The sequence below is a fragment of the Ferruginibacter paludis genome, from assembly GCF_030409685.1.
GTDB lineage: Bacteria > Bacteroidota > Bacteroidia > Chitinophagales > Chitinophagaceae > Ferruginibacter > Ferruginibacter paludis.
On record NZ_JAUFQJ010000006.1, the window covers coordinates 422,189 to 441,105 of the forward strand.

Genomic DNA, 18,917 nt, shown 5'->3' on the forward strand with positions numbered 1-18,917 from the left:
CTTGTTTAAAGCTTCACCTACTTTTTAAAAACCAGTAAACCTGTACCTTTGTATCAATGAAACAGTTTAACGTCCCCATTATTTACCGAAGCCCTTTAATTGCGGCCATAAAAAATAAACGCAAGCTGCAGGATAAAATGAAAAAAGATTTTAGTCCTTCGCTGCTCGATTTTGGCAACCTGCGTATTTATCTGGCACGCCATTTTGGCTTTTGCTATGGTGTAGAAAATGCCATTGACATTGCTTTCAGGACCATTGAAGAAAACCCCGGTAAACGCATTTTTTTATTGAGTGAAATGATACATAATCCGCAGGTAAATGAAGATCTGTTAAAAAGGGGTGTTCAATTTTTACAGGATACACACGGCAAACAGGTAATTCCATTTGAGAGTATTACAAAAGATGATGTAGTTATTATACCGGCTTTTGGTACAACGCTCGCCATTGAAGAACAATTAACGGCCATCGGCATACCGGTTGAAAAATACAATACCACCTGCCCTTTTGTAGAAAAAGTATGGAACAGAAGTGAACAAATTGCGCTGAAACAATACAGTGTAGTGGTACATGGAAAACCAACGCACGAAGAAACACGGGCCACCTTTTCGCATGCGGCTGCTAATACTCCTACTGTTGTTGTGAACGACATGCAGGAGGCAATTGAGCTTAGCAAGTACATTACAGGGCAAAAAGAAGCAGCGCAATTTTATACAGAATTTGCTGGCCGGTTTTCGGCAGGGTTTGATATCAGGAGAGATTTACAGCGTTTTGGCGTAGTAAATCAGACCACTATGCTGGCGAGTGATACACAGACCATTTCTGATTTTCTGAGACAAGTAATGATAGAAAAATACCAGCTGACAGCAGATACAATAGATGCGCATTTTGCGGATACAAGAGATACGCTATGTTATGCAACCAACGACAATCAAACTGCAGTGTATGGTCTTTTACAAACAACCGCCGATCTTGCCATTGTGGTAGGCGGTTACAATAGCAGCAACACCTCTCACCTGGTTGAGCTATGCGAAGAAAAATTACCGACTTACTTTATCAGCAGTGAGGAAAATATTATTTCAGCCGAAACTATTTCACATTACAATTTCCATAGCAGACAACAAATTACTACCGAAGGTTATCTTCCTGCAAATCGTCCTGTTACAATTTTATTAACCAGTGGCGCCAGTTGTCCCGATTCTATGGTGGAAGGCGTAATTAACAGATTAGTTTCCCTAACCTCTGCCGCTGCCGATATTCAACAGGTAATTGGGCAATTTGTTTAATTTTAATTCCACTAATTTCCTTCTTCCCTTACTGCCAAATGAATACTAATTGTCACTTTCCTGCTTCAATAGCTTTTCATTAACACGATGTAAAAATAATCTTAAAATAATGGCAGCAATTTTGTTGCATAAACAATATCAACCTAAAAAAAACATTTATGAAAAAGATTATGATTATCTGTGCACTATTTGTGACATCGACTTCTTTTGCCCAAAAATTTGAATTAGGAGCAAAGGCTGGTGTTAACATCAGTAATTTCACAGGCCACAGCAGTTGGCAAAATGCCAAAACTAATACACTGGTTGGTTTTCACGCCGGTGGTTTTGTAAGTTTTTTTCTCGGCGACGTTTTTGCCATTCAACCGGAAGTATTGTTTTCTTCGCAGGGCGCCAAGTACCAGGATGCAACACACGATGAAAACCTGAAAATCAATTACATCAACGTTCCCGTGATGCTGAAGTTCAGAACAACAGGTGGATTTTATGTTGAGGCGGGGCCGCAGGTTGGCTTTAAAATAAGTGAATCAAGCACCAGCATTGACAGCCTTGGAAAAAGTACCGATTTATCAGTTGCCGGAGGTTTGGGGTTTCATAGCAAGATGGGTTTAGGTATCGGCGCACGTTATACCGCAGGCCTTTCTAAAGTAGGAAATTTTAAGCCCAGCAATGGCATTAATCCTGATTTTAAGAATGGCGTAATACAGATCAGCTTGTTTTATACCCTATTTAACAACAGAAAGTAATTGTGAGTTTCTCCCTCAAAAAAAAGAAAAAGCCACCGTAAAGGTGGCTTTTTCTAAGTAACAGATTTATTATTTTTGAGGAGCTGAACTATCCTCTTTTTTTAATAACTTACCTTCCATATCAATTTTTTCTCCTTCCTGCAGTTTCAGAGTTGTGCCATCTGAACTCTTTACAGTACCGTCAGTTTTAATAACTGTGCCATTTGGTAAAGTTAAGTCGTTACCAAGAGCAGAAGCTGCACCACCCTTAATTACCAATACTTTGCCATCTTTCAATGTTACGAAATCTTTCCCCTGGTGGGTTGTCATTTTATCTGACGGAGTTTTAGTTGTAGCTGAACTATCCTGAGCTACGGCAGCAGTTGTGCATGCACCAACTATTGCGAATACCATAATTAATTTTTTCATGTTTTTGTTTTTTGTTATTGTAAGAATTGCTTAGCCTTAAACCAATACCTTGCCAAAAACAAAATTGTGCGTAACTAGCAAAACTCCATTTTTAGCACATTCACTGAGAGTAGGCTTTTGTTGTAGAAACATTTACTCAAAGTATTGGACATATAGCTGTCTGTCAAAATTCCTTTAAAACAACTTTAACAAATTTTCAACCAATAGCCTCTGAGGGACTATTTGTTCAAGTCCTGTATGAGCTTGCAGTGCTTAAATACAATACAAGGGAAGCGGAAGTTTTGTAAATCAATTCAAGGAAGAACAGTGATACTGCTTTTTGCATCTGTAAAAATATTAGTCCCCGATAAAACCCCAAGACTCACGCAAAGCAATCAGTTCTTCCCTTTGCAGTTTAGCTGCATCGTAATGCCCGGCGTTATTTTTTTGCCTGAAAGCTTCGTATAAAGAAACCGCACAGGCTACGGAAATATTGAGCGATTTAATGATACCCACCTGAGGTATAATAAAGTTGCCATCGGCCATCGCTATGATTTCTTCGCTAACACCGCTGTGCTCATTGCCAAACACCAATGCAACAGATTCTGTTAAATTCAATTCGTGTAAACTAACAGCATCAGCACTTAAATGAGTGGTGTATATTTTTGAATATTTTAAACGCAATGCAGCAAAACATTTATTCGCATCTGTGAACTGGTGAACGGTTAACCACTTAGCGGCACTGGATGAACTCTTTTCCCCCCACTTCCTGTGCGGGGGAATTTTATTATTAAGTATATAAATATCCTGGATGCCAACAGCATCGCAGGTCCGCATCACAGCAGATATATTGTGCGGATCAAAAACATTTTCAAGCACCACAGTTAAATCGGGTTGCCTTTTATCTAGTACAAAATTGAGCCGGTCAGTACGTTCAGGAGTCATAGTATATTTTAATAAAAATAAACATCGAAAATAAGCATTCTGTAAATAACAAAAAGCCATTCCCCTTTGAAATAAAAATGCTGATGAACAAATCATTCTTTAATTTTAAGAACAAGTATTAACTACACAAACACATGAGAACGGCATTAAAAAAAGATGAAAAAATATTGCTGATAACCCGGCAACACTGGATAAAAATGGTGTTGCCCATTTTTGTATGGCTTCTGATTGCCGTATTAGCCATCTGGCTGATTGACACCACGGGGCTGATTATAACACTTGTTGCAGCGCTTTATCCAATGTATGAGTACCTTACGTGGAAAAGCAATTTATGGTGTGTCACCAATTTACGAGTGGTAGATGAAAGCGGTTTTTTTAGCCGTTATTCAAAAGAAAGTCCGCTCGATAAAATAAACAATGTTGAATATGATCAAAGCATATGGGGTAGGTTGTTTGGCTATGGCAACGTGGACATACAAACTGCCGCGGAATTAGGTGAAACAACTTATGAGCTGATTCAGGAACCGAAACTGTTAAAAGATACCATTACGCATGCCCAGGAAGAATATAAAAAATCGGGTATTATGAGCCAGGCGGCGTTGCTTGCTAAAGCCATTACAGATTCAACCGCCACAGTTAAACCTTCCCAACAAATGATAGCAGATGAGCTTACCAAATTGTTTGACTTGTTACAAAAAGGAGCTATTACCCAGGATGAATATCTGCACCAAAAAAGCAGGTTGATGAGATAGTGGTTCACGCACCAATAGCTCATGTGTCCAGTTAAATACTTAGTTTAGATTATCATGATAAATTAGTGACAATGATTATAACCGCTGCTACCGCTACAAATCTCCTTTCGCTTTTTCGTACATCAAAAATGGCAATGTGCAGGAAAGCTTGACCATAATAAATAGCAGCATGGTAAATTTTATAACAAAATTTTCTTCCAGTTTTTCCAGCATAATTTTTTATAACCTTTAATATTATCTATTAACGAATTCAATGAATCAAATTTCGAATGCATACTAATACCGGTGATGAGGACAGAACTGCAGCTTGTCATCGAATATTCTTTATTGAACTATAATCTTCTTAACCTGTATATTATTGTCTGGACTGGTGATCCCCAGATGATAGATACCTTTCGGAAATTTCCTGTCCAGATCGATTCTTTGTGAAAAGGAAAGGCTGTTAGTATTTACTGAAATCCTGCTGGTATACAATACCTGGCCGGTGATGTCGATAAGTTTAACCTGATAAACGCCGGCAGGTTGGTTTGCCAATTGCAGATTGATTTTATTACCTGTTACCGGATTAGGATACACCGTAAAAGACATGTCATTTTGCAGCATATTTACTTTCATTACAGAAGTATACTGAACGTCGCTACCGTCCGTACCAATACTTTTAATACGATAAAAAGATGTATTGCCCGAAGGGTTTTGATCTGCCCAGCTATAGCTGCCGGTAAGGCTATTTTTGCCTGCTGCAAGGGTGGTATTTACAACTGAAAAATCTTTTCCATTCAACGATCTCTCCACTTCGTATTTAGATATGTTGATTTCATTTTCCACATTCCATTTCAAAAGAACGCTGGCTGCCTGCCTGAGGGCCTTAACATCCGTAAAGGTTACGGGCAAGGGAGACGGTGCAGCTGCGGGTTTAAATACAATTTTAAACCGGTTGGTTGCAGCAGAAGCAGCGTCAGCATTCACCGCAAAATTTACTTTTATAGTAGTGGCAAGTCCCAAAGCCGTACTGGTGTTCAAATAAGCGTCTAGAAGGTATGCCTGGAGGCCAATATTGGTAATGAAGTTGGTAATGAGTTCCAGATGGTAACTGCGCTGGGTTGTTTTCCAGAGTTTAATAAATAAAGTGTCATTGGCTTTTATGATCGGTCTTCTCTCAAGTACAAGCGTTTTTCCATACCGGGTCAGACCCACATTTTCAGACGGATTGGTTAACTTAAGTGCATCCTCTCTTGTAACACTATCGTGATAAGCATCGTTGTATTGTGCATAAAAACCGTCTGCCAGAATCAGTGAATTATCCGGCTGTAAAAGGTAAAGGTTAGCGGCCAGTGATTCTGTAGTACCCAATGGCGAAAAGCATTTATTTCGTGCTGTTGATGTATTACCAGCAGTATTAATATCGTGTGAGCCGGCAAAAGTAAACAGGGTACTCATTAAAAGACAGGTGACAAAAATGGAAAATTTTCCGGGTAAGGTAGCGGTTTTCATAAAATTGGATTTGGATATTTTTCATCAACATACAGCAAACAGGTCAAGGGCATTTTACAATATATCAACTGATAATTTATAACGGTGCCTGTTGGTATTTATTGTATTCCAAAGAAATTGCAATCTTTATTTTTCAGGCGGAACTACCTGTATTACTATGGCTTTAGGTGGGTAACGGCTGGAAGAAGCCAGGAGGTAAAAAAAAATTAGAAATATTACTACAGTAAAGGAAAATCAAAAATCCTTCCCCAGGCAAGGGAAATAGCATTCAAACAAAAATCCCTGTACCTCCATCCCGGAATTATTACAAATTCAGGATAGCCGCACAGGGACAATAGTTTACAGGGTAAGGGTTATTACAATTTTGTTATATCACGTTCTGCAACTACCGTTCTTTCAACTGTGGTTGTATTAACAGCAAATGTTTTTACAAAAGTTGTTTTACCAATAACCAGTTTAAAATTCAATACCTGGTCTTCGCCTCTTTTTTCAATTTTAAAAGTGCGTGGCTTTAAACCGGTGGTAAGCGGAGATGAGAAGAATTCTCCCTCTTTTTTATCAGAAATTACAAAAAGAGGTTTTGCTTCCTGCTGTGATATCAGCGTCACTTCAAACAGAAGATACTTGTCGTCATCACCCAGGTACTTTACTTTTAATGGTTCCTGTGCGTTTACCGTATAAGATGCTTTTTGTGTTTGCGCATTAGTAATATTTGTAAATATTACGAGTGTTGCAAGGGCAACTGCGATGTTTTTTAACTTAGTCATAATTGTATATTTAGGTGTTTTAAAATCATTGATTCCTGTCATTGTTTCACCAATAAACAGCATAAAAATTGCATCATACTGTGGCAAAAAAAAGCAAACGAGAGAATTGTTTTTTGATATGACTGGCTACGTTGTAAAACCCGCTAAAGAGTTTTTAGCCCTGTTGAAAAATGATAGTTTGTATCATGGTAAATAATCCAACAGGAAGAATGAGTACTGATTGCTGCAATAGTTGTTTTCTATTTGCACTGTAAAGATACAGTGAGTTTTAACTGATCTGCAACTAATATAAAGGTTGTTTATTTATTTTAAAATAGCCAATAAATTGATAAAACCCTTTGTACATAAGGATTACATCATCATTCATTCATGACAGCCAACAAATTTTTACGTTTGCAAAAAGACGTATTTTAACAATAAAATATCTTTAGCCGAAAAGATTTGTCTAAAACCCAGTCGCAAAAAAAAACAAAAAATTGAAGAAAAAAAAAGCCACATACAATAAGCCGTAGTAGCACGAAACAACACACAACGGTTGATCTTGACGCAACAAACAGAGTTGTATTAAAAAAGTATTTTTACCGGGATAAATAATTGAACTTACCGTAAAAATACAACGCATTTTTACGATAAGTTACTTTACCTCTATGATGTACCGCAGATTAAAGTTTATATTACCTCACGATTTAACGGGGTACCAACTTTTCCAGCACTGGCATTGAAACGGTTTCAAGGGTGTTTTGAGTGGCATCATTTAATTGTTCAAAAATCACTACTTTATTGGATCCTTTTTTAAGCCAAACGCCAGGTACATAAAGTGTTTGCTGAGGGCCTACACTCCAATACCGGCCAAGGTTATGACCGTTTATAAAAACAATTCCCTTTCCCCATTTGTGCATGTCCAAAAAACTATCGCCCGTTTTATTGAGGATAAAAGTTGCACCATATAAGGTGGGTTGCCCCTTCATACTTTTACTACTGCCGTCTGTTAATACCGGCATCTTATCCATTGGCAGCCGGTACATGTGCCAGCCGCCGGTTATAGTTGCACTGTCAATCATTACAGGACTTATAATTCCTTTAAGGTTATTATTAATTTCCGATCCGTAATTTATCCGGCCCATATTTTCTACCAATATTTCCAATGTTGCTTTTGCCGGTATATGAATATCCATTGAATAAGTATTATAATAGCGGTTTAGTACGCCTGTCCTCTCTCCATTTACATAAACGGTGGCAAAATCCCGAAGTCCTTTTATGGTGAGTTTGCCATTCACAGGCTGATCAAACTGCTTTGTGTACATAACATACCCATAACCCTGGCTCAAGGCTTCAAAACTAAGTGGCGTATCACTTACAACAGGTTTTACCACCGACTTGTATGCTTCCAGATCAAGGCTGCTGGTCAGTTTGATTGAAGGAATAGTTATCACAGGGAATGCTGGTGGCACAACAGGCACGGGGTATTTAACAACAGTTTTAAACATGTCTCTTAATGCCGTATATTTTGGTGTAACCCATCCTGCTTCGCTGATAGGTGCATCATAATCATAGCTTGTCATGTCTGGCTGTAGGTCGTGGTCCTTGTCATAATTTGCACCGGCGGTAAAGCCAAAATTCGTTCCGCCATGTACCATGTAAAAATTGAAAGACACATCATTATCCAGGTATTTCTTTACCTGTTTCAATACAGCTTCAGTGCTTACTTTTGGAAAAGGTTCAGCCCAATGATCCAACCAACCCGGATAATATTCAGCTACCATATAAGGCCCTTTTCCGCCATGGTACTGATCAACTACTTTCCTTAAATTGGCCACATCATCTTCCCCATTAGCCGCAGGCAAGGCACCTTCGATTGTGCCCCCTTCAAATAACCAGCTTCCATCAGATGTAAACAATGGCACTGTCACGCCTGCTTTTACCAGTTGATTTTTTATTGCCGCACTGTAGGCTTTGTGCTCACTCAATGGAATGTCTTTTCGTTGCGCAACATAAGAGCCGAATTCATTTTCAGCCTGTATCATAATTACCGGGCCGCCGTTGGTGATCTGCAGGTCTTTTATTTCAGTTGTCAGCTTCGTTATATAGGTATTACAGGAATCGAGAAAAGGCTTGTTATTGGTTCGTATCACCAGGTTTTTATTATTCTGCAACCACCATGGATATCCACCAAACTCCCACTCGGCGCAGGCATACGGACCAGGGCGAAGTATCACCATCAAACCTTCAGCGGCGGCGGTTTTTATAAATTCCCGCAGGTTATGATTGCCTGTTTTAAAATCCCATACACCAGGAGACGTTTCATGAAAATTCCAAAAAACATAAGTGGTAATGGTATTAAGGCCCATGGCTTTTGCCATCTGCAGACGTTGCTTCCAATATTCCCTTGGTATTCTGGCATAATGCATTTCGCCACTGTAGATAGCAGTAGGCCTGCCATCGTACATAAAGTGCCCATCCTCAATTCTAAAGCTATGTTTATGCTGGGCAAAACCCGTTGTTAAACAGGCAAACAATATAATTGCTGTTAATAATCCGGCTTGTTGCTTCATTTTCAATCAGTTTTAATAAAGGTACCCTGCATTGATTTAAAAAGAATGCATTGATAAAATAGTGAACAAAAAAGTTAAAAAAAGCGCCAACCGGTGAAGGTGACGCCTATCAATTTTTAATCAGTTTTGTAAGCAGTTGTAAACTGCCAGCTGTATCCTTAATTTATTTTTGATTTCTCTTCCGGTATATTTCTAACGGTAGTTGTACCACCGCCATCCAGTGTAAGGTTCACAGGCTTGTTGATTTTCCATGCGCCTTTTGTAAAATCAGGTACATCCATGCTGCGGCTGCGGTTAGCTACTGAATGTTCACTAAGCGGAGCGATCGAACTCCATAAAGCAGCATCATATACATCCTGGTCCAATGCCAGCCCATTGCGCAGGTTGTCAATCAGGCGCCAGTCCATTATAAAATCCATACCGCCATGACCGCCCACATTTTTCGCAATCGATCCGATATGTTTTACAATCGGCAGGGTGAATTTTTCTTCCAATTGTTTGTATTCATCTTCTTTTATCCATTCTTCGCCAAATGAGATACGTTGTGGCTGCGGCCATTTGTTGGCCATACCTTTTGTACCGCAGATGGTGTGAATTCTTGAATAAGGCCTGGGCGTACTAACATCATGCTGCACCATAATTGTTTTACCTTTAACCGTTCTTATTACGGAAGTATTCATATCACCGCGAAAGGTTTTATCCTTAAATTCATTGTAAAAACTATCCGTGGCAGCACGTTCTTTTGCTATAGCACCCATGATAAAGTCGTTGCCCGACATAGACACCAGGTAATCCATCTGGTCGCCGCGGTTAATATTTAAGCATTGTGCAACAGGCCCCAATCCGTGCGTTGGATACAGGTTGCCATTTCTGGTTGCATTCTCTTTCAACCGCCACATTTCCGCATACCCGTTTTTATCGAAATTAAGGCTCCTTAAATCGTGCAGGTATGCGCCTTCCGCATGCACCAGTTCGCCAAACATACCATTACGGGCCATGTTCAATGTAAGTAATTCAAAAAAGTCGTAGCAACAATTTTCAAGCATTACACAATGCTTTTTTGTTCTTTCAGACGTTTCAACCAACTGCCAGCATTCGTCGATTGTTTGAGCAGCAGGAACTTCTGATGCAGCATGTTTACCATGCTCCATAGCGTATACTGCAATCGGCGTATGCAATTTCCAGGGTGTTGTAATATAAATCAGGTCAAGATCCTGGCGGTTAACCATTTCCTTCCAGGCTTCTTTACTACCGTTGTATTCAGTTGCTTTCGGCAGCCCTTTTTTTTGTAAAATTTTTTGTGCAGATGCAGTCCGGTCTGGATATTGATCGCATAAGGCTTTTATTTCAACACCTTCAATAAATGACAGTCTTTCCACGGCGCCGGGGCCACGCATGCCTAAACCAACAATACCAACCCTTACGGTATCAATTTTTGGTGCGGCATAGCCACACATATTAAAACCGCCAGCCGACGGACGTTCCTTTACAAAAAAACGGTCTTTTTCATCTGCGGTTACTGCGGCAATGGAATTGAATCCTGTTACCAGCCCACCAGTACCCAGGGTTACATTACGTAAAAATTTTCTTCTGTTAGATGACATAAATTTGTTGTGGTTTTAAATACAGTTTGAAATCTGTGAAAATGTACACCATTTAATCAGCATGAATTTAATCAAACGATTGCATAAGTTTGATGGCTAAAAGTTTTTTTCTGCGAATTGGAAGTGCATGGGGGCCGATGTACATTTCACTAAAAAAAAGTTATTGTGTTCACAAAGCCTGTTATATTTTGTTTTCAACTCCCCTATTCGAATCCATTGTTTATTATAACTGTTTCTCCCTTTGTCATTTTTATTTCCAGCAAATTTTCATTTAAAGAATAAGTCTTTTTATTTCCAGCAATATAAAATGTTTTAAAGGGCAGCTTTAAACGCATAATCCCCGTTGCTCCGGCATTTATTGTCACGCGGATAGTTGTACCATTTTCTTTTACGGCAGATACTAAAAATGCGCCCTCAGCCCTTAAAGTTTCAAAGGATATATTTTTCCAATCGGCGGGAATTGCGGGAAAAATTTCGATGTATCCTTTATTGCTCTGGATCAGCATTTCATGTATGCCCTGCGCAAAAGCAAAATTCCCTTCCAGAGTAAATGGCCGGTAGGTAAAGTTGGAGTATACCCCACCGCTCTGATCACCATTCAAATGAAAACTGTTTGCCGAAACAAAATGCTTTGCAAACAGTGTGAGCATCTTTGCCGCACTATCCCCTTGTTTGGCCTGTGCATACAGGCAGGCGGCCCAGCTAAAAGAATAGCCGCACCATTCTCTTGTTCCTTTTTCTTGAAGCCAACGGAGGCTTTTGTCAATTGTATTTTTTTCTGCTTCCTTGTTGATGTCTAACAATCCCAACGGGTAAATTGCCATCAGCTGTGCATGATGCCTGTGCGACTGATCCAGGTTTTGACCAGGTGCAATAGAGAGACCTGTTTCATTGATATTGAATGCCGGATACAATTGTTCCGCTGATTTTATTTTTGTCAAATTATTACCTCCAGTTCTTACCAACAGCTTAATATATTCCCGGTATAGATTTTTAACAAGCGCCAAATCATAGTTTGTGAACTGCGGAAACCATGCGCTTATGCGGTTATCGTTGTACTCCGGCGATGAACTCAGCGGCAGTTTATACAGCTTACTAATGGGGTCGGTTATACGAATTTGAGCAAGGTAAGTTTCAACAGCTTTTATATATGGCAGGCATCTTTGCTGAAGAAATTTTTCATCCATGCCATACTTCCATTGCCAGTAAAAATGCTGCGCCAGCCAGGCGCCCGTAGTTGGACTAACAGAATACTGAATCCAGCCACCCATTGGTTTACCACTAATGGTGGTGACACCCGGCACATTCAGTCCTGTTGTACCAAAACATTGTTTAGTCCACCGCTCGTTTTCAGGTTTCACTTTCCATAACCAATTGGTGTAAGATGCGGTAAGGTCGAGGTGGTTACCCGTGTAGCCCGGCCAGTAACTCAATTCAGTATTCAAATCGTGATGCAGATCGCCTTTCCACGGTGGCAGATTTCCATTGTCTGCAGTCCATATGGCTTGTAAAGAAATGGGGGGTGTATTGCTCCTGGCAACGCAGCCAAACTTATACATCTCCAGGTAATATTGCTTTTCCAAAATTGTATCCGGAACGGCAACAGCCGAGCGGCTCCAGTAATCTTTCCACCAGGCGATATGTGTATTCCAACCCGTGGGTTCTTTTAACGCAGGGTTGATGACAGGCATTGCAGCTTTTCTTCCCTGCGTTATTGTCCACTCACCCAATATTTTATTACCTGATTTTGTCCACTGTACCAGCACTTCGTAATAATTTCCATTCCGTGTTGGCTGATGGTAACGCAGGAAGTTTTTTCCTCTTTCTATGGTACCTGTGGCATAACCCAGCCGTTCAAGCCCCTGCCCTTCTACGCTATTGCCGGTTGTTCCTTTTTTATCAGAATGATAGGCAGGAATTTTAATAATTGGAATGATGGCATCCGGACAATTTTCAAAACTAAAATATCCAACCTGCTCAGTTGCATGAATATAATTTTTAAACACCACACCATTTTGAAACTGAATGGTGCTCAAGGCCGACTGAATATCCAGTTCATTGTGAATTACCTTTCCGAATTTACTCACGTCAAATTCCAGCGCTGCCCCCGGGATTTTTGAAGGCGCCGGGTATTTTTCATAAGGCTCGTCACCCAATTTTTGCACTGTATCATACTGGCCCTTTTGTACCTGCTCCGCTACCCATTTAAACTTCAGCTTATTTATTTCCGGCATGGGGCGATCGTCCCACAAATCAACCCTGTCAAGCGAGATACGAACGTTGGATTCTTTTTGCCAGATCAGTGCGCCGAGCCAGCCATTACCCAGCGGAATACCTTCATCCCATCTTTTGGCAAGTGAATCAAAAACAAGGTTATACTTAGGTGTAAGTTGTGCTTTAACGGGCAAACAAAAGGCGAGGCAAATGGAAATGAACAAATGTTTTCTCATCAAAAAAGGTATAATTAATCAAGAGGAATTTTTATCAGACTGAGCGATTCAAGCGGGTGTCTTCACCCCCTTGCGAAAGCTATTTATGTGTTCTCTTTCCACTGATAATCGCCACCTGCAAAAATTTCTTTTCCCCACACGGGCAATTCCTTTTTTATTCTTTCCACCGTTTCTTCGCAGGCGTCAAAAGCTGTCTTTCTGTGTTTGGATGAAGTAAATACAAAGAGGCAAATCTCCCCGGCTTGTACTACACCAAGGCTATGATAAACATGCATACAGGTCAACGCATATTTCGCAAAAATCGCTTCCCTTATTTCTTCCATTTGTATTGCAGCCATGGGTTCATAGCTGCTGTATTCAATAGCAGCAACTTCCTGCCCTGCCAGTACATCTTTTCTCACCTGGCCTAAAAAAATATTATGTGCTCCAATTCCTGTTTTAGTACTGTGCTTCTGAATACTCTCTGCAATAAATGCAGGAGAGATGGCTCCCTGTAGGAAGATATTTTTAGCTGACATATGTTTATGATTATGACTGAATCACCAGTTGAAATTATTGTACCAATGTACATTTTTTTCAAATGTATCAGGCAATAATTAATAGCAGAGTTGATTTAAAACATTCCAGCGTACGAAACACGCATCTCAACACTTAGAATTGAAGTACCGGGCACAATAAAAAGGCCCTGGAAAAGGCCTTCTTTGGGGATTACACTTAATTGAACGAAACAACGAGGTTTATAAAAGGGGCGCCTATATATTTACGGTAAGAGAAAAATTAGAAGTTGACTGATATTGGATTTGGTTTTTTAGTAAAGGATATTGAATACTTTTTGGTTTAATCTGGATATTGGGATAAGATTGATAAACTAATATCAATCAACTTCTATAACAAAGATGCAACGATTTGTTAAAGTATACAATAGCAAGAGTTCGCATTTTTTTGCGTAGGGTTATTTCTTTTTTTTAGTATTTAAACTTTTTATTGAATAGCGATTTTACGAGTGAAGAATAGTACAATTACTACACTAAGCTTAATAACCGGCACTTGACAGACTCGTTAAAACAAAAAAGAGGAACAGCTTTCACCATTCCTCTTATAAATAAAAATATCATCTTAGTTATTTATCTTTTTTGTGGTTATTTCAATCACTCCATTTTTTCCTTTTTCACCGTATTGCTTTGTCGCATGATTACCTTTTAAAACATTTATACTCATAATTAAATCTTTGTCCAACAAATTAAATACATCATTTGTTACGTCCTTTCCATCAATTACATAAAGAGCTTTTCCTGGTGCACTATCACCTTGTGATGCTTTATCCTCTTGCATCGTCACATTTACAATATGATTCTTAGCTGCTTCTGTTTGCCCGGCAGCAGCGCTTTCTGATATTTTACTATCAACAACCTTGTCGACTGCCGGAGATGGTACATTGCCTGGCGTCTTAACAGTCTCTTTTCCATGAGCAGGATGTGGAGGTGGTGGTGGCGGTGGTGGAGGCAATGGTGCGACTGGAGCAATTTCAGGAGCTGGTGCAACAGGAACAACCGAAGGAACTGGTGCTATAGGTGCTACCGGGGCTATGGCTGGTTCTGGTGCATCTGGCGCTGCGGGTGGAGGAGGTGGCGCAGGAAGTTCACCGTACTTTTTTGTAAAAGTAGATTTTGCATTTGCGTTATTTAAATCGTACTCTTCCACCTTGCCGTTTTTTAAAGTTACGGTAGCCCTGTGATTTTGAACATTTACCGACCGGACATTTGCAGGAGTGATGCCGCCGCTGGCAGGCACAGTGTCAACACTAAGACGCGTTTGTTGCGGCTTTAGTGCAATTGCTTCCGGCTCTGTATGGTGTTGCCTGAATGCAAGTAACAGCATTGCTGCAACCGGCAGCACAAACAGAAATCTTGCCAGTTGTATCCTGGCCGTTTTAATTTTGTTCATCATGATGATGCGTTTTTTAAGTGAGGAAAAATTGAATTGCTGGGCGAAACTAAACTGGGCTGAACCCATAACTTTTAACAACAGGTACTGGTATTGTTTTTTATCAAAACCTGTTTGGACTATTTTATTGTCGGCAATAAATTCCAGGTTTTGCCGAACTGCATGCCTTATTAGCCAGGCAAATGGATTATACCAGTTTACTACACACAATATTTCTATAAACAGGATATCTATTGTGTGCTTTTGCTGTACGTGCACAAATTCGTGACGGATGATTTCTTTTAAACCATCGCTATCCTGCAAATCATGCTGTATAAAAATGGCGTTGCCAATTGAAAACGGAATGATATTTTTTGCAACGCTATAAATTTTTACGCGTTCGTCATTTATAAGAATGGCTTTTCTTTTTAACCTTATAAAAGAAACATATTGTATCAAAAGACGCAGCAGCAGTAACAGGGCACCAAGCAATAATATTATCTGAACGATCGCCGGTAACCATGTTTCTGCCCAGCTTGATGCAACTGCCGGCTTATTACTAACCGCATTAAAATTAAAATATGGTATGGTCGTAACTATTTCACTGTTTTTCAGTGAATGCCATACCTGCATGGAACTGACATCAATAAAAGGAATATAAAAACAGCAGGCTGTGTACGCCAGCAGGTACCACCGGTTGCAGTTGTAAAAAGTAGTACGCCGCAACACCAGCAAATAAAATGAATATACTACGGCAAGGCTAATAGATAATTTAAACAGGTATAAAAGCAATGATTGCATAAATAGTGTTTTACTTTTTAGATTCAATCAGGGTGATAATTTCTTTCAGCTCATTAGGCGATAATTTTTTTTGATCGACAAAAAAGTTTACCAGCTCCTTGTAGGAGTTATCGAAATAGTCTTTTACAAAACCACTCATAAAACCTTTGGTATAGTCAGCTTCTGTTATCAGCGGTTTGTATACGTACAGGTTGCCCATGAGCCTGCCTGTAACGTATTTTTTCTTTTCAAGATTTTTTACTGTAGACGCCAGTGTAGTGTAGGGAGGAATGGGCGGTTCCATTTTTTCAAGAAACATTTTTACATTGCCCTCCCCTGTTTGCCAGATGGCCTTCATGGCCTGTTCTTCCTGTAGTGTGAGTTTATCTGCCATTGTTACGATCTTTTCGTAAATCTACGAATATTTCGTAACAGCCAAAAAATTTTTTCCTTTTTCTCAAAAATAATTTTCAGGATGCAGATTTCACAGGGCTTTCAGTTTCACTGTTTATTGCAGTGTTACGTTTTTTGCGCAGGTTCCATACCTGCCCTTTATGACGGGTTGGTATTTCATCTCCCAATAATTTACCCCAGGGCTTTAACTCAGGAAGACGGTCAAATATAATTTTGAGAATACCTATAAAAGGAATGGATAAAAACATCCCCGGGATGCCCCATACCGCATTACCTAATAAAACGATGACGAGAGAAATAAGTGCATTTATTTTTACTTTGGAAGAAACAATAAAAGGCACCAGGAAATGATTATCTATAAATTGAATTACGAGGTAAGCCAATGTAATACCAATTTGCGTATGATAACCATCTTTCGTAATGGTGGCAATAAAGAGCGGAAGCAACACTGCGATAATACCACCTATAAATGGAAGAATATTTAAAATGGCGCCAAGCAATCCAATCAGGATAGCGTAATCTACCCCCAGCAACAGCAAAGCTGTCGAATTTAAAGTTGCTACTATCAGCGCTTCCAGTATCAATCCAAACATATAGTTTTGAATCGCACCCTTGGTTTGTTTCAGCACCAGGCTTACCTCTTTTGAATTGTTTTCTGAAAATATTTCATACAGAAAATTGAGGATAAGAATTTTATAATACAAGAAAAGATAGGTGTAAACAGGCAGTAAAAATACCATCCCCAGTGTTCCCATCACAGTTCCCAAAGTGGCGGCAATGATGGGTTTGATGCCATTTTCAGCTTCGGCGATATATTGTTGCTGTTTGGCAATTGGCACATGAAGTTGCGTGCTTACATAATGCTGAAACGTAGCAGTAAGTTGCCAGAATTTAGTTTTTATAACCGGCAACTGGGCGCCGAAACTATTTAGTTCTGTCATTATAAAATATACGATACCCGATATAAAAATAAAAGCAATCAGCAGCGATAAGGATATAGCCCATATCTTATTTAGTCCCCATAACTGAAGTCGGTTTACGAGCGGATTCAACAACACGCCAAGTAAAATGGAGAAAGCCAGTGGTACCAATATTGCCTTTAGGTTAAAAAGCATAAAGACAAATAAGATCAATCCAAAAAGGACTACCGTACTTTTCAGGTAGAAAGGATACTTTTTAATCATGGTATTTGTATGATAGTTGATGGGCCGGTTGCCGGGTTTAAATAATACACGGCCATTTATTAACAAATGGCCGTGCAGGTATGCAAGCTATGGATTTCACTATTCAGCAGCGGCGGATTCGTTCACCCGGCTTTCTGCCAGTTTTGACAAATTTTCATCCGCTTCTTTTTCCTCATCCAGCGTAGACTGTAAAATACCAGCCACTTCATCCTTGCCAAGTGTTTTTGCTAACTGTGCAAGTCCGCCGTATGTGGCAATTTCATAATGCTCCACTTTTTGGGCCGCCATAATAATACCAACGTCCCTGGTTGCTGTTCCGGCTTCAGTATCTTCAATAATACTTTCGCCCTCTTTAGTAATACCTTCCATTGCTTCACATTTTTTTGCCTGGGGTTTTTTGCCCAGCAGTGAAAATACTTCTTCCAATCTTTCAACGTGACCACGGGTAACATCCAGGTGCTCTGCAATGGCATTCTTCAGTTCAGGTGAGCTGGCTGCCTTATGCATTTTTGGCAATGTCTTTACAAGGTGCTTTTCTGCCCAGTAAATGTCTTTTATTTCATCATGAAAAAATTCCTGCAACCTGGAATCGCTTCCCATAGATTGCTGGTTGGGTGTCATCTTTTTCGAAGGAGATTCCTTCATCGCATTGCCATTGCCGTTTGACTGGCTTTTGCTGGTAGTTGTTGCTTTTGTTGCCATAATAAAAAGTTTAAAATTTTATCTGTTTATAAAACTTAATTTACAAAATAACCATGCCACTTTAAATGGGTGTTCTAAGACGGCGCTTTTACAAAAAAACGTTTTGCCTTTCATAAGCCAACAAGCTTTTTTTTCAGGATTTTGCAGGAGAAAAGATGTAAAAATCGGAGGATGTCAATGAATAAATTATCAGTATTCTAACATCCGGCCACTCTATCCTTCAAGGCAGCCCCGCAACTCCACAAGCCATTCTGGTTGTAGCTTACAGGTTTTTGTAGTTAACAATTTAAATGGGTTTGATGTTATCCGGGTCTAAAATAAATTATGAAAATAATGCAAATCAGCGGGGGCAAATAAGGGGTATTTTATTGTTGCCCAGGTATGTTTATAAGGACTTAAAGGCGTTGCAATAAACGCTACAACATGTGTATAATTTTAGACAGCTTTTGTTTACGAAATTATCCCCTTTTTTTTCGCCGTATAGTAACGCAGCCGCGGCTTATATACCATAATTAACGCCTGGATGGGCAAGACTGTTAGCCTCAACTCCAGAATAACCACCCTGATATTTACAACGGGTCTGCATGTTAAAAAGCAACAGAATTGTATACTCATACCTTCTGCATTTTTAGATGGCATGGCGATACTAACATTACTTTTTCAAAATCATGAAGAAGGAATCTCGTTTAACGGTGAAGTATATCTCCCGGTAAAATCAACCGTTCTTCGGGTACGGAAATCTTGTCTGCTTTGTCGTGACCCGGGTAGATAAAGTCAACCTCGTATTTATTGGAATTCTCCTGGTAGTTGCACACTACTGCACTGCCTGCAGGCTTATATTCCGTGTCCAACACAGTAACCGTTTGACCAGATTGAAATTTCATATTGCAGTTTTAGCAGTTTAAAAATATCCATTTGGCAAATACTTTTCGTCAAAAAT

At 39.6% G+C, this 18,917-nt stretch carries 16 protein-coding genes; 3 read left to right on the forward strand and 13 right to left on the reverse strand.

Annotated elements, in window-relative coordinates; genetic code table 11:
- Positions 1-56 precede the first annotated feature (56 nt).
- Complete coding sequence (locus QWZ08_RS12340; RefSeq protein WP_290337723.1) at positions 57-1,283, forward strand: 4-hydroxy-3-methylbut-2-enyl diphosphate reductase; 1,227 nt, start codon at positions 57-59, stop codon at positions 1,281-1,283.
- 158 nt (positions 1,284-1,441) lie between these two features.
- A complete protein-coding gene (locus QWZ08_RS12345) occupies positions 1,442-2,026 on the forward strand; it encodes a porin family protein (protein WP_290337724.1) in 585 nt (194 codons plus the stop codon).
- A gap of 69 nt (positions 2,027-2,095) precedes the next feature.
- On the opposite strand, the gene QWZ08_RS12350 is transcribed toward QWZ08_RS12345, so the two are convergent.
- Positions 2,096-2,434: a DUF6799 domain-containing protein gene (locus QWZ08_RS12350; protein ID WP_290337725.1), complete on the reverse strand. Its 339-nt coding sequence runs from the start codon at positions 2,432-2,434 to the stop codon at positions 2,096-2,098.
- Between the two features lie 336 nt (positions 2,435-2,770).
- Positions 2,771-3,358: a TrmH family RNA methyltransferase gene (locus QWZ08_RS12355; protein ID WP_290337726.1), complete on the reverse strand. Its 588-nt coding sequence runs from the start codon at positions 3,356-3,358 to the stop codon at positions 2,771-2,773.
- Positions 3,359-3,492: 134 nt separating this feature from the next.
- On the opposite strand from QWZ08_RS12355, the gene QWZ08_RS12360 reads away from it, so the two are divergent.
- Complete coding sequence (locus QWZ08_RS12360) at positions 3,493-4,110, forward strand: PH domain-containing protein (protein ID WP_290337727.1); 618 nt, start codon at positions 3,493-3,495, stop codon at positions 4,108-4,110.
- 324 nt (positions 4,111-4,434) lie between these two features.
- Here the strand turns inward: QWZ08_RS12360 and QWZ08_RS12365 are convergent, their stop codons facing one another.
- From QWZ08_RS12365 to QWZ08_RS12415, 11 genes are all read right to left on the reverse strand, one after another.
- A complete protein-coding gene (locus QWZ08_RS12365; RefSeq protein WP_290337728.1) occupies positions 4,435-5,601 on the reverse strand; it encodes a T9SS type A sorting domain-containing protein in 1,167 nt (388 codons plus the stop codon).
- Positions 5,602-5,957: 356 nt separating this feature from the next.
- Positions 5,958-6,368, reverse strand: coding sequence for a hypothetical protein (locus tag QWZ08_RS12370; protein WP_290337729.1), 411 nt, complete (start codon positions 6,366-6,368; stop codon positions 5,958-5,960).
- A gap of 686 nt (positions 6,369-7,054) precedes the next feature.
- Positions 7,055-8,920: a glycoside hydrolase family 35 protein gene (locus QWZ08_RS12375; RefSeq protein WP_290337730.1), complete on the reverse strand. Its 1,866-nt coding sequence runs from the start codon at positions 8,918-8,920 to the stop codon at positions 7,055-7,057.
- A 158-nt stretch (positions 8,921-9,078) separates the two neighbouring features.
- Positions 9,079-10,524: a Gfo/Idh/MocA family protein gene (locus tag QWZ08_RS12380; RefSeq protein WP_290337731.1), complete on the reverse strand. Its 1,446-nt coding sequence runs from the start codon at positions 10,522-10,524 to the stop codon at positions 9,079-9,081.
- A 203-nt stretch (positions 10,525-10,727) separates the two neighbouring features.
- The gene (locus QWZ08_RS12385) at positions 10,728-12,974 is read right to left on the reverse strand and encodes a glycosyl hydrolase family 95 catalytic domain-containing protein (RefSeq protein WP_290337732.1); all 2,247 of its coding nucleotides are present in this window, start codon (positions 12,972-12,974) and stop codon (positions 10,728-10,730) included.
- A gap of 83 nt (positions 12,975-13,057) precedes the next feature.
- Positions 13,058-13,492 carry a molybdenum cofactor biosynthesis protein MoaE gene (locus QWZ08_RS12390; RefSeq protein ID WP_290337733.1) on the reverse strand — a complete coding sequence of 145 codons (435 nt, stop codon included), beginning with the start codon at positions 13,490-13,492 and terminating at the stop codon, positions 13,058-13,060.
- A 598-nt stretch (positions 13,493-14,090) separates the two neighbouring features.
- Positions 14,091-15,698, reverse strand: a complete 1,608-nt coding sequence (locus QWZ08_RS12395) for a M56 family metallopeptidase (RefSeq protein WP_290337734.1) — start codon at positions 15,696-15,698, stop codon at positions 14,091-14,093.
- A gap of 10 nt (positions 15,699-15,708) precedes the next feature.
- On the reverse strand, positions 15,709-16,071 hold the full coding sequence (locus QWZ08_RS12400; protein ID WP_290337735.1) for a BlaI/MecI/CopY family transcriptional regulator: 363 nt from the start codon (positions 16,069-16,071) through the stop codon (positions 15,709-15,711).
- Between the two features lie 76 nt (positions 16,072-16,147).
- Positions 16,148-17,275 (reverse strand): AI-2E family transporter, encoded by a 1,128-nt coding sequence (locus QWZ08_RS12405; protein ID WP_290337736.1) that lies wholly within the window; start codon positions 17,273-17,275, stop codon positions 16,148-16,150.
- Positions 17,276-17,374: 99 nt separating this feature from the next.
- A complete protein-coding gene (locus QWZ08_RS12410; protein WP_290337737.1) occupies positions 17,375-17,977 on the reverse strand; it encodes a YciE/YciF ferroxidase family protein in 603 nt (200 codons plus the stop codon).
- 686 nt (positions 17,978-18,663) lie between these two features.
- Positions 18,664-18,861, reverse strand: coding sequence for a hypothetical protein (locus tag QWZ08_RS12415; RefSeq protein ID WP_290337738.1), 198 nt, complete (start codon positions 18,859-18,861; stop codon positions 18,664-18,666).
- Positions 18,862-18,917 lie beyond the last annotated feature (56 nt).